General features: G+C 39.6%; 9 protein-coding genes. All 9 read right to left on the minus strand.

The features are described from left to right. Window positions 1-28: 28 nt before the first annotated feature. A complete protein-coding gene (locus tag SD31_RS11755) occupies window positions 29-463 on the minus strand; it encodes a RagB/SusD family nutrient uptake outer membrane protein (RefSeq protein WP_197053686.1) in 435 nt (144 codons plus the stop codon). 26 nt (window positions 464-489) lie between these two features. Further along, window positions 490-1410 carry a hypothetical protein gene (locus SD31_RS15550; RefSeq protein WP_052259007.1) on the minus strand — a complete coding sequence of 307 codons (921 nt, stop codon included), beginning with the start codon at window positions 1408-1410 and terminating at the stop codon, window positions 490-492. 90 nt (window positions 1411-1500) lie between these two features. Beyond that, the gene (locus tag SD31_RS15555; protein ID WP_052259008.1) at window positions 1501-3207 is read right to left on the minus strand and encodes a SusC/RagA family TonB-linked outer membrane protein; all 1707 of its coding nucleotides are present in this window, start codon (window positions 3205-3207) and stop codon (window positions 1501-1503) included. Window positions 3208-3210: 3 nt separating this feature from the next. Then, complete coding sequence (locus SD31_RS15560) at window positions 3211-3450, minus strand: carboxypeptidase-like regulatory domain-containing protein (RefSeq protein ID WP_082021938.1); 240 nt, start codon at window positions 3448-3450, stop codon at window positions 3211-3213. A gap of 357 nt (window positions 3451-3807) precedes the next feature. Next, on the minus strand, window positions 3808-4821 hold the full coding sequence (locus tag SD31_RS11765) for a DUF1735 domain-containing protein (protein ID WP_039054270.1): 1014 nt from the start codon (window positions 4819-4821) through the stop codon (window positions 3808-3810). A 12-nt stretch (window positions 4822-4833) separates the two neighbouring features. After that, the gene (locus SD31_RS11770) at window positions 4834-6228 is read right to left on the minus strand and encodes a SusD/RagB family nutrient-binding outer membrane lipoprotein (RefSeq protein ID WP_197053688.1); all 1395 of its coding nucleotides are present in this window, start codon (window positions 6226-6228) and stop codon (window positions 4834-4836) included. 51 nt (window positions 6229-6279) lie between these two features. Then, complete coding sequence (locus SD31_RS11775) at window positions 6280-9525, minus strand: SusC/RagA family TonB-linked outer membrane protein (protein ID WP_039054272.1); 3246 nt, start codon at window positions 9523-9525, stop codon at window positions 6280-6282. Between the two features lie 564 nt (window positions 9526-10089). After that, on the minus strand, window positions 10090-11640 hold the full coding sequence (locus SD31_RS11780; RefSeq protein WP_039054273.1) for a RagB/SusD family nutrient uptake outer membrane protein: 1551 nt from the start codon (window positions 11638-11640) through the stop codon (window positions 10090-10092). Between the two features lie 108 nt (window positions 11641-11748). Continuing rightward, the coding region (locus SD31_RS19275; protein WP_231561528.1) for a hypothetical protein at window positions 11749-11974 on the minus strand (226 nt) is incomplete at its 5' end.

The raw sequence follows: 11974 nt of genomic DNA on the forward strand, positions 1-11974 counted from the left end.
ACATTTAGTACGCGCTTATTATTATTTCTTATTGAACGCGTACTAAATGTGCCATACCTACATACTCTTTCAACTCTTTTTCTTCGTTTGCGTTAGCTGGAGAGATAGTAGCAAAGCCTTCAATGGCTGTATTGACATTGATCAACGCCGAATAGTAACCTTGCCAGTTGTCTCGGATTTGATAGTTATCTGACGTAAGGTCTGTCCAACGGTGAACAGATCCATAGTTGTTACCGTAATCGGAAGTAGCATTCAACTGGTCAGCTTGAATATCCGGAGACAAAATGTAGTGGCCATATACTCGACCGCGCAAATCCGAATGCAGGCGGTTAGCCCAGTTTTTTGCGTCGCTAACAGTCTTGAATGATTGAGAGCTTTCAATCACATTGTATGGGTATAAATCCAAATCACAGGAGCTAAGCAAACTTGTAATGGCAATACCCATTAATATATACTTTTTCATTTTCTTCATTTTCTGATAATCTAAAATTAAAACTGAAGTTCAATACCAAAAACAGATTGTTTAGTGTTTGGATTTACCCCTAATGCTAAGTTGCTATCAACCTCAGGATCTGGACCTGAATATTTTGTCGTTGTCCACAAGTTTCTTCCTAGATAGTAAATTTTTGCTGATCTAAAGAAGTTCTGAACCCCCAACCATTTTTTAGGGATGTCATAACCTACTCTTAAGTGTTTCATACGTAGGAAAGAAGCATCCTCGATAAGCGCACTGTCGAATTGGTTAACAGTACCATATTTAGGATATCTTGCGTTATCTCCAGGTTGTTTCCAGTAATCCATTACATCCTTCAATTGATTATATCCAGCAAAGTTGTAAGGGTTAACAAAGAAGTATCTATCATTGTTGATCATATACTTATCTTTGTTGAATACAAAGCTCATATCGAAGAAGATACCTTTGTATCCTGAGCTAAATCCGAAACCTCCTACGAATGGAGAGTAACGTTTCAAGCCTGTACTTTGTGCTAGAGCAGTACTGTTCCATGTAGATGTTACATCACTATCGTCTTTTCTTGTTACGGTGATATCTTCACCAGGAACATACCATTCCATAAGACCTGTCTGTGGATTAACTCCCTTTTGGATAGGATAGAAGAATTCTACAGGTTTACCTACAGCCCAGCTCACACCAGTGTTCGGCACGATCCAATAACTTTTACCTTGGAAAAGTTCTGTAATCTTTTGCTTGTTGTAGTTAAAGTTGATGTATGGTGTGAAGTAGTAAGTAGACGATTTGAAGACATTAAATACCAAGTCCACGTCTACCCCTGTATTTTGTAAAGAACCCACGTTTGATGTGATATCAGAGAAACCAGAAGTATAAGGGTAAGGCACTGATACCAACATGTTTTCTGTTACACGCTTATAGAATTCGATATTGAAGTTCATAATTCCGCCACCGATACCACCTTGGATACCTAAGGTAGTTTTGGTTTGCTCTTCCCATGCTAATGAAGGGTTACCTGGAGCACTTACACCTCAAGCTGGTGCGGAGTTATAAACAGTAGATCCTACTGTTGCTAAAGATTCATAGTTGCCAATAGAGGAGTTACCTTGAGTACCGATACTAGCTTTCACGCTCAAGTTATCCAACCAATCAACATCTTTCAAGAAGTTTTCTTTCTTAGCTTCCCACATCAAACCTACAGCCCAGAATGTTGCATTTCTGTTATTCTTACCGAAACGTGATGACGCATCATTACGTAAGGTAAAGTCAAAGTAATACTTGTTGGAATAAGAATAACCTAAACGACCGAAATACGAATTATAAGCAAACTCTGATTTCGAAGAACCTGCCGAACGTGAATCAGCAATAGTATTGCCTAACAATAACAATCGATCGTCAGTCAAGCCAGAACCGCCTGCCGAGAATGAGGAATAAGTATATTTTGTAGACTCCTGGCCAAAAAGGATAGAGAAGTCATGAACCTCCTTAAATCGGCTACGATAATCTATCGTATTTGTCATGGTTCTTTGTGCTCCTTGTTGCCATTCTTCACTAACAGTACCATTGCCCAAGGCACCTGCATAGGAAGGATAACGCAGAGAGGTAATTCTATAGTTGAAGTAATCCATACCCGCCTGTGACTTAATAGTCAGGCCTTTAATAGGAACAATTTCCACAAAAGCTGTCGGGTTAAACTGTTGGTTCACATTGTTGGTTGGCATCATATCTGCCAGATATCTTGGAGAATATCTGCCTAATCCTGGAATAGTCACGCCATAATACTCTTCTCCATTTTCGTCGAAAGGAGAATACCATGGTAGTGCCAAGAGAGACAGACCTCCATTCGTATTATTTGAATTGTATGGGTTTGACTGTCTTTTATCTTGACCACCAGACAAATTCAAGCCTACTCTTGCCCAATCATTCAGTTTAGAAGAAATATTGCTTCTTAAAGTAGCTCTTTTAAACCCTGAACGATACATGATACCTTCTTGGTCATAGAAGCCACCACTGATGAAATAGGTGGTACGTGGAGAACCTCCTGAGATATTCAAATTATATTCACCGTATGATGTATTTTCACGGTAATAATACTTACCCCAGTCAAAAGTATCATCGCCATAGGTAGCAGAAATCTGATCGATCTGTGCCTGAGTTCTAAAGCCTGTTTCTAACCAGAAAGCACGCAACTCTTGGGTATTCATAAAGTTTTCGATATGCTTTCTGGAAGCTAGATCGTTAGTTCCTTTCTGTATCCTAGCAGTAATATTCGATCTTTCACCAGCTTTACCTTGTTTTGACTTGAAGTAAATCACACCGTTTGCAGCACGCGAACCATAAATAGAAGTTGCGGCAGCATCTTTCAATACGGTGATACTTTCCCAGTCATCTGGATTTGTAGACACAATAGATCCCGCATCCACAGGAATTCCATCTACCACGAAAAGTGGAGTCGAGCTAGCTCCCAATGAACCTGAACCGTGCAAACGGATAGATTGTGTTGCTGACGGCTCACCGTTAGATGTTAGCACCGACAATCCTGGAACACGACCTTGGAGAGCTTCCAAAGCATTGGCAGTAGGTTTACCTTCAATATCTTTGGATGTAACAGTAGTTTTCGATCCAAGACGGGTACCTATAGCGGTTCCCGATCCATAACCGATAACAAGTACTTCATCCAAAGCCTGAGCGTCTTCTTTTAAAACGATTGACAAAGTAGTAGCATTGCCAATGGACACTCTCTATGAAACATATCCCACATAGGATACATTCAGTGTTGCTCCCGCCGGTACAGTAAGCTTGAATCTACCAGCGTCATCGGTTTGTGTAGCAATGTTAGATCCAACGACAGAAACAGAAGCGCTGCTAATTGGCTTTCCATCTGCAGTTGTCACCACACCACTTACTTCTTTGGTTTGCGCATATGACGAACCTACTAAGCACGTCATAGCAAACATAGTACTAAGTAATTTGTGTTTCATATATTAAGTTTATTGTTATTAAGTAGTTATTGCTTAGACAACTTTTGTTTAGTAATCTTTTTCAACAATCAGTTAGTTTATCCACATAACATATACTTTTTTTTACATTTTTTAACATTCTTAAGATTTTTTTTTTAAAAAAAAATTTGCCCATCACTTCGGAATAGCGGAAAACGGAACATCAGAAAAATAATGCCCAAGATGATTAAATATTATACTATTTTAACACAAACAAATACCAATCAAGTTATTTACCACTTGTTGTAGGCAATTATATTATGTAATAAAAAAACCAAAGGACTTGAATTTTCAAGTCCTTTGGTTTTTAGTTATAGTATCTCGCTAATGATAATTATATTATTCTCTTGCTCCGACAAACTTATATTCTTCGTCTATTGTTGCACGGATATAAGGAGCTGCCGGAACCATATTTGGCTGAAGCATAAAATACCTAACCTTTAATGTTTTTGTTTCCGGATCGTAATAGTTCTCACCCGAAGGATCCAACTCAGCTGAACGCGTATTACTTGCCGGCTGACCATAGTAGTTTGTTACACTAATGATTTTATTTGTTTCTGGGTCAAACTCGAATACCGGACAGAAAGATCCATATCCACTCCAACCTCCACTGTAAATCGGATAGGTATTATCGCCCCAAAGTATATCATCAAACAATACTACTTTGGTTTCTCCTATAGTATGAAGTTCTACCGTATAATCTCCATAACCTTGAGCGGCATATTGAATCGAAACGTGTTCCATTGTCGGAGTTACCACATCTGTAAGTGTACCGGTAAACTTATAAATACCGTCCCACATGTTCTTCAATCCCAGCTGGACAATAATGGTGTCACTCAGCTGAGAACTTGGAGTAATATCACCATAATCGGAGATCACGAATGCCAAAGCATATTTAGTGGACATATCTGTCCATTTAGATCCATCAAGATTGATAAACAGCTCGCCATACGCATTACCGTTACCCAGTTCTATAGAAATTGTGTTACCGGAAACTGAAATTCCATTTTCTTGCACCCAAGTGAAGAAATCAGAAGGCAAAGGTTCTAGTTCCGTCTCATTCTCTTCATTGTACTCATCGATAAGAGCTGGGGTGATGGTCAGTTTTACCGTATTGACACGAGCCAGTTCGGCCGCATTGTGTGCATCTTTAAACAGAGTGAAAAGTTTAACTTTTCTCACACTTTCGGAAGGAGAAAGCCATTGAATGACCTCTCCTCCATTAGGAGTCTTCAGGAATGTAGTACCACTATCGCCTACATTGTCTCCCTCGAAAGACTCTTTCACACAGCTTTGTGTCAGACCTACCAACACAAAAGCGGCTAATATATATTTTAAGATATACCTTTTCATATAACAGTTAAATTATTGATCCCACCATACTCTTGCAGACATTACATCCTGGCCACCAGGAATTCGAGCTACCGCTTCATCTAAATTAGCTTTATTGGTCGCTTGTTCGTTCGAACCATACATAAACCTTCTAGGAATCTCGGTTCCTGGATTTGCTCCCGGTGCAGGAGATAGAGAAGGCACGCCAGACTTACGCCAGATATTCCATCCCATTCTTCCGTCTGGATAATGTGCTATATAGCGCTGAAGGCTGATTTTATTTGCATCATCAGCCGTACCATTTAACGCTACGCCCGATTGATTTAAGTAAGAGTTCGATACACTTTCCCCCCACTGCTCGAAAGAAAGGGTGATACCATCTCTATACAGATTATTCTTGTTTTCAGAGGTCCATCCGAGTTGAGCAGCCTCTGCTCTAGCAAGGTAAACCTGTCCCGCACTGATAATTACATATGGAGCATCTTCCGTTCTGAAATCACCTCTCAGCACCCTTGCAAAATTGGTGTTGGCACTAGCAAAAGCTTCAGCCTGTGCACGAGGCAACCCGTAAGGGAAGCCTACATTTGAAGTTGCAAATGCATTTGGAGAAGATAAATCCTCAGTAGCACCACCAAAGGCTCGCTGTCTGTCATCGCTCAGGTTGGCAGTAATATCCGTAAGCGTTTTACTTTGAGCATAGTCCTTACGTCCGTCGTAGGTATTACGCCAAGGGTTTTTGAAGTTACCTCCCGGAAAATTAAGTTTAAAATTATCCTCATTGGTAGTGATTACGCCATCAGGATCATTCAAAGCAGCTTTAAACTCTGTAGCAGCATAATCATTTGGTCCTGGGAATTTTTTGGAGAGCTGTAAAGATACCAACAGACGTAAAGAGTTGGCCAGCTTCTTCCATTTAGTAATATCTCCATTATATACGATATCTCCTTTGATTATTGCCGAGGAGGTTAACATACTTTCTGCTTCAGCAAGCTTCGTTAAGATACCTTTGTAGATATCTTCCTGACGGTCATATTTTGGTGTGATACCCTGCAAAGCTTCCGAATATGGGATGTCTCCCCACAGGTCGGTCAAATACCAGAAGATATATTGTTGCACAATCTGGGCTACAGCTTGCATATTAGGATTATCAACATCCGTATTGATAATATTCTGCAAGTCCATCAAATGACCTGAATAATAAGCGGTAAAATTGTTCTGAGGCAAGGAATACAAGGAAGCCTCGGTATATTGTGTCTCAGAAATATATTGCGCATATAATCCCGGTTGATAGTGATTATTTGAAGCATACCCTGCTACTCCAGACAACACATTAGTTAACAATGCTGATGTGATTGGCTGAGTAGTGGCGTTAGGGTTGTCATTCATATCCCCAAAGTCACTCAGCGCGTCACATGACGTTGCGAGCATTGAGGCACCTAGTAATATATATAAGAATCTCTTTTTCATCGCTATACTCATTTAAAAGCTAACATTTAAATTAAAACCAAACCCTCTAGTACCTGGCAACTGACCTGTTTCACCCACAGAATAAGTAATTTCTGAAGGGTCGAAATCTTTGGTAGTAGCGTAAATCAACAAAGGATTATTTGCCACCAACGAGAACGTTGCTCTTTTAATGTGACGTCCCAAATTCCATTTCTGAACAGGGATATTGTAGCCAAAGGAAATAGCTCTTAACTTAACGAATGTCAAGTCGTAAATAAATTCGTCGAAGGTCTTGTTGTTGTAAAGACTGTGATAGTAATCTTGTGCGCCGATATAGAATGTTACAGGGTTATTATTCTCATCTACACCATCCACACGTACACCACCACCATCGGCTACAGCATCACGTATAGGATTTCCTTTATCGTTCAGGCGAGCAGTTCTAGCGGTCAGACCAGAATATGATCCAAACATGTTTGATAATGAAACCATCTTTCCTCCATATTGGAAGTCCAGGTCAATGCCTAATGTGAAATCTTTATAACGGAAGCTGTTTTGAAAACCTCCGGTATACATTGGCAATACCGAACCAAACTCTACTGCAGGGTCGTTTTGATAATATCCGGCTGCAGTAAGAATTGGAATACCGGCTTCATTACGTTTAATACCGTTACCATAAATCTGTCCCCATCGCGCCCCTTCTTTATGGGTTAGATAAGGCATGGTGGTACCCCAAACCCCTTCCACAGAGATTCGCTTGGTATCTTCGGTAATTTCGTCAATATTATTTTTAATTAGACGTGACCAGATCACGGAAGTATTCCACTCAAAATCATTTGTTCTTACCGGTATAGCTTTCAATAACAAGTCAAATCCCGAACGAGAGATTTTACCGATATTGGTCAATATAGAAGAATATCCACTGGCACCGTTTTGAGATACTGAATATGGATAGTCTTCATCCTTACCTGTCCAATAAGTAGCAGTAAGCCCCACTCTGTTTCTCAAGAAGAATAATTCCAAACCGAAGTCCTGTTGAGAACTTACTGATCCATGAATATTAGGGTCAACCAAAGCATCAGGAGTAGACATCAAGAAGTTATTACCCCATTTGTATTGTCCCACACTATAAGACATACCCGGATATCTGTAATATCCGAAGGTAGTGTTGTTGGTTCCTAATGCTTTAGGAATCTCACCCCAAGAGTACTTCAACTTACCCAAGCTTAGCCAAGGCATACCTTCTTGTAACAAATCAGAGAACACGAAAGCACCACCAAAAGATTTAGAATAAACTTGGTTGTTGTCCTCAGGTAATGTTGAGAACCAGTCACTTCTTATCGATGCATCAGCGAATAAAATATTTTTATAGCCAACATTTAATTTAAACAACAGGGCGTTATATCCTTCTCTATAACGATAGTTATATTGGTTAGCTTGACTTACGGAGTTGGCTAACGTGAATAGGTCTGGCACATTTAATCCGTCTACTGTATTTCCGGAGTTTTCATTGTATTGCGAACGGAAGAAGTCAGCGACAAAGTTACCGTTTATGGTGAAGTCTTGAATCTGCTTGCTGTAATGTGCTCCGACTTCTACGTTTTGACGGTTGGAATAGGTATTACCTGTTCCGTAATAGCCTTTGGCCAACTCGTTGTTTCCTGTAGTCTGTAGACCACTTTCATTCAGACGTGAACTGTATTTATATTCGTAGAATGTTGTATTCTGCTGTTTACGGTAAGTTGCCGAGAAACTTAAGTCATCATTAACTTTGTAACGCAGATTAACGTCTCCATACCAGCGGTCACGTTGGTTGACTCTATCTACTAAATCATAGTAAGTATATGGGTTATACCAATAGTTGGCTGCGAAGAAACTTCTAGGGTCATCTGCTTTATATGCTGTAGGATTGGCGTGGTTCCAGCTGGCAAAAATACCTTCCGGAGTTGTCAACCCTCTTAATTCTTTTAGAATATGGATATCTAAATCTCTATGGAACCATTGATTGAACGCTCCCGTAGATTGGTTAGAATAATCATCATCAATTTCTCCGTACAAACGGTTATTCACATAGTTGATATTGGCACCCACTGTGATGTGGTCATTAATATCAAAAGACCCTCTTACGGTGAATAAATTTCGATTCAATGAGGTAGTTGGCAACAAACCATTTGTATATTGGTTAGTATAACTAAACCTCAGATTATAAGCGTCTGCAGATTTTGTGATTACAATGTTGTTGTTAGTCGCACCTCCTGTTTCGAAGAAATCTCTTGCGTTGTCTTTTTGAGGTGTTAGTTTTGCTGTTTGATATGAACGAGAGTGACCTCCATACCACGCATACCAAGGAATATATTCTTGGCCAATCATTCTTGGTCCCCAAGAAGCATCATCATTGTAATCGTGATAATACTTTCCATCCAAAGCCTTCCATTCTTCCGGATCACCTGGTTTCCAATTATATTGATACATAGATTCCGAACCACCACCAGCATAAGAGTTTTGATAGTTAGGTAAAATATAGGCTTTGTCGAAGTTAGCACCTAGATTTAGAGCTATACCCAAGCCGGGATCGGTTTTCCCTCTCTTGGTAGTGATAACTATAGCACCATTAGCAGCTTGAGAACCAAACTGTGCCGCTGCCGCTGGTCCCTGCATTACAGTGACACTTTCAATCTCATCAATGCTAAGGTCATCGTAGTTCGGCAGGATAGTACCATCTACTACATAGATAGCTCCATCGTTACCTGTGCTCAATCCTGTAGCACCTCTTAGACGGATAGTGTTGTTGCGTCCCAAAGCTGCCGCAGATTGCGATCTTACCTGAAGACCTGCTACCTTACCGGCTAACGCATTGTTAAGGTTAGGTTGACGTGTGGTATTAATGGTTTTTGCCTCCAACACCTGCGCACTGGAAGTAGAAGAACGTGCGGTCTGCCTGATGCCGTAAGCTCCTGTCACCACCACTTCTTCCAGCTCCTGACTTACGGGAACTAATTGCACGTTAATCACGGATTGGCTTCCCACAGCAACGCGCTGCGTCACATAACCAAGATAAGAATAAGATAATGTCGAACCCTCAGGAACAGTAATCGAATAATTTCCTGAAGGATCAGTCTGAGTGGCTCTGTTTGTCCCTACAATAGATACAGAAACTCCAGCAATAGGACTTCCATCCTCTGCCGATGTCACTTTACCACTCACTTGCCTATTTTGTGCAAACGACACGCCTATAAAGCAGGTCAGCACAAAAATCAAACTGAGTAATTTCTGTTTCATAATTAAGCTAGTTAGTTTTTGTTTAGTAAAAAAATTATATTGGATAAAATTCATATTCTACTATAATTTACACTCATTAAACTATAACGACAAATACCATTCTTTGTAAAGCACATTATTCTTTTGGTGAAGATTATATTTATTACAAAGTAATAGAACAAGCTTTAATCTATCGTATAGCTTCTATCCTTTCGTTTTTCCCAAAACAAACCAAACAAAACAAAAGATATCCTATTAAGAAAAGAAGTGTGACTTCTCAAGCTTCCCTGAGAATAATACGAGTAAGCTTTTAATAATAGATAATAATAGCAAGTAACTAGGTAACATGCTTCTCATAACTTAGTGTTTTTGTTTAGTTAGTTTTTGTTTAGTAAAATACTTTTGATTCGTATTTAAATATAAATATACGAACTCTTTTGAAAGTAACTATGCAAACATATAAACTATTTTAACATTTTTTGACGGAGGCACGACAGAAAAACACTAGCAGTAACTGTTTTTAATAGTCATAACAAAAAAAGCTACCCTTAATTATTAAGGGAGCTTTTTTATTAGGAAAAACAATTAATCTATTAAAGGATTGTAATCCGTTTCTTTTGCTGGGGTAACCACTCTCCATTTGTTCTTTTCATTTGGCTGAATTGTAACAGCAAAAGTAGAAGCGAAGTTGCCGCCGTTAGAGAAGCTTTTTCTTTTTACAGGATCTCCCCAGCGTTTTAGGTCAAACCAGTCAAATCCTTCACCCCATAATTCTATTGCTCTGTATTTTTTAATCTCGTCGAACAAAGCTTGTCCTGTCAAGGTACAGTTGTATCCAGGATCACGTCCTGAATCTCTTGTCAGTTCGTTGAGAAGGGCTTGGATTTCAGATGCAGGTTTATTTTGTTTGTATTTAGCTTCAGCCTCTATCAGCAATAATTCGGACGAACGGAAGTTGTTGGTATGTCCTACGCCAGGCATATCATTCGCCTTAATTTTGAATTGCATATAGGCATACGCTTTGGCATTTGAAGGGATATCCGGATATAGACCACGGATATAAGCAAGTTCATTTGCTTCTCCTTCACCCGTATTTGGCTTGAAGACAAGACTTGGATCTGCTGTAGGGCTCAAGAAGAGATCTTTCCGTATGTCAGTAGCCGGGATTTGGTCATACAATTCCTTACTGATACATTTTGGCGTAGTTCTTACTGCACTTGCTGTCGAGTTGTAAGCTATATATGCCTGGTAAGAATAAAAATAGATGGTTTCATCTGAGGAATCGAATACCGACCAGATCCACTCCTTATTAGGATTAGAGAAGCCGCTCTTATATTCTGCTACAGACATCAAAGGATATTTAGCACGTGCTAGCTTAGCATATTTTTCAGCATTGACATAATCTTCTTTATTTAATGCTGCTCTCGCATAGATAGCATATGCTACATCCAAGTTAACCTCATAGTTATTGTTTGCATTACGGTCCAGGCCTGAAGAATTGTAAAGCGAAATAGCTGTATTTAGGTCCTCATAGATGAGATCATAAGTTTCGGCAAGCGTCGACAATGGCAAATCTTCGATGCCTTCGTTCACACGTAATACTACGGCTTTGGTAGCACCGTTATTGGAATCTGCCCAACGGTCGCCATAGATTTGCGCCAGCATCATATAGCTGTAAGCTCTGAAAGTAAGGGCTTGCGCTTTGAGGAAGTCTTTTTGATTTTGCGCACCACTTGCATTGTCAATATTAGCAATGATAGCGTTGGCGTTAGTAATAATCATATAGTAATAGTACCATGGATAGAATGTGTACGTACTTGTAGGATTGGCTAAGAAATCCATATTCATCACTAACGACCAAGAGCTCCCCATACCTCCGGCAGTAAAATGATTCCCCATATAGTTGCCGTAATACATCTTTATGGTTCCCTCGCCATTGAATCCTTGAGAGGACAAATATTGTCTTTTCATTAGACGAGCAAGCCCATTCACTGCTGCTTTAGCATTTTCTACATTTTCAAAGGCCACATCTGGACCTGTAGCATTCGTTGGAGCCGTATCCAGATAATCTTTCGCACAAGATGACAATACGACTGCAGTAGCAACCAATACTTTTATCTTATTTAGAATTTTCATTGTTTTCAAGATTAAAATCCAACACTTAAACCAAATGATACTATTCGGTAAGGAACAAATTGATTTTGACTATATCCACCAAAGGTTTGCTGTGGGCTATATCCTTTTCTAGCCGAAAATGTAGCTAGATTTTCTCCGGTCAACAAAATATTTACTCTCGAAAGCCCTAGTCTTATTTATATAAGTGTAAGGAAGTCTATAGCCTAAAGCAATGTTTTTGATAACGAAATATGAGTTGTTAAACAAGAAGCGTGTTGATGTCGCATTGTTGTACTGCGAGTTGGTAAAGTGGATTTGAGGAATGGCAATTTGGATTGATTCGGTCTGAAGAAGT

The sequence above is a fragment of the Sphingobacterium sp. T2 genome (assembly GCF_000814685.1).
Classification (GTDB): Bacteria; Bacteroidota; Bacteroidia; order Sphingobacteriales; family Sphingobacteriaceae; genus Sphingobacterium; species Sphingobacterium thermophilum.